Here is a 1,253-nt window from a genome sequence, read left to right as displayed (position 1 = left end):
CAATAATACAATCCATTGAAAGCCTTGTAGGTGATAGAAAACTAAATGGTATGAACATAACTAATAGATTACAAACATATACATACAGTGGAGCAAAAAATCCAAGCGAAGATGTGGAAAAATACGCAGAGCTTTTAGTAAATAAATATGGATTTGAAAAAATAGACTATGATGACGGGAAAAGACTTTTAAAAGAAGAGCCGGAAAATAAATCAGTAGTGGTAATAGAGCTGAAACTGTTTGAAGATGGATACGCAGTAAGAATAAGAAAGGTAGAAAACAAATGAAATATGAAAAACTAAAAAAATTCCTAAAAATATATGCAATAGTAGTTATATCCTTTGTTACAGTAGTAACTGTAATAGCTCTTATTATTACACTATTTCAATTCAAAGGTGTTACAAAAGAGGCAAGCGAGGATTACTATGATGTAGGTGGAGCTAAAATACCGTCTATAGTAAAGGCCTTAGGAGAAGAGCGAAGAATAAATGTGATAAAAAAAGGCACAATAAACGAAAGTCCGGCAAAGGTATTTACCTATTTCAGCGTAGGCAAGATAAGAGAGGATTTACAAAGTTACATAGATTATTTGAAAGAGAAAGAAAAGTGCAAAATGGTTTTTGATTTGGATAGAGATGCACCAAACAGGCTCACATATTTGATAAAATATGATGAAAATATCAAAAAATATGTAGAAATAAGGTTGCAAGCAGATTTTGACAGATATACAATCGGTATTAAGCTTTTAGACGAGGAAAAAGTTGATTTAGAGGAAGATTGGGAAGAAGGATTTTTGGGAGATAGCTTTACACAAAATTGATAAATTCAAAGGTTGTGGGTAATATAAGATTATGTTTAATGTGCAAAGGTATACAGATATGACAAAGTACCAATTTCTCCACTTTGAAAATACGTACAACATTGGCTGGTGCAACGATAATTTTGAAAATGGATATAATTTACCACGCAATATAAAAAAGTAAAACTTGACTTTAGCCATGCCAATTATATAGATGTTGTATTTTTAGAAAAGCTAAAAATACACTGCAATTTAGTTTTAATGTTTGCAGGGGAGGGGTATTTAAACACCATATAATAGAATATTAAAGAGGAAAAACGGAAAATGTTTGAATTTAATTGCAGTATTGCAGTTTATGGAGTAAATAACCATCACTACAATATTATGAATAAATTTTCACCGGATAATATTACTTTGACAAAAGTAGACAAAATTGATGATACCGTCATAAAAC

General features: G+C 30.6%; 2 protein-coding genes. Both read left to right on the top strand.

Features of this window, described 5'->3' with window-relative positions; genetic code table 11:
* On the top strand, positions 1-287 hold a 287-nt coding region (locus BBG48_RS11060), incomplete at its 5' end, for a hypothetical protein (RefSeq protein WP_158527931.1).
* A complete protein-coding gene (locus tag BBG48_RS10730; RefSeq protein WP_068912909.1) occupies positions 284-820 on the top strand; it encodes a hypothetical protein in 537 nt (178 codons plus the stop codon). The genes BBG48_RS11060 and BBG48_RS10730, both read left to right, overlap by 4 nt.
* The last annotated feature ends 433 nt before the right edge of the window (positions 821-1,253 follow it).

This window comes from Criibacterium bergeronii, assembly GCF_001693775.2.
In the GTDB taxonomy this organism is placed as follows: domain Bacteria; phylum Bacillota; class Clostridia; order Peptostreptococcales; family Filifactoraceae; genus Peptoanaerobacter; species Peptoanaerobacter bergeronii.
This window is presented reverse-complemented; position numbering and strand designations above follow the sequence as displayed.

Coding starts and splice junctions, on each gene's coding strand:
- BBG48_RS10730 (WP_068912909.1), top strand. CDS start 284: ATGAAATATGAAAAACTAAAAAAATTCCTAAAAATATATGCAATAGTA.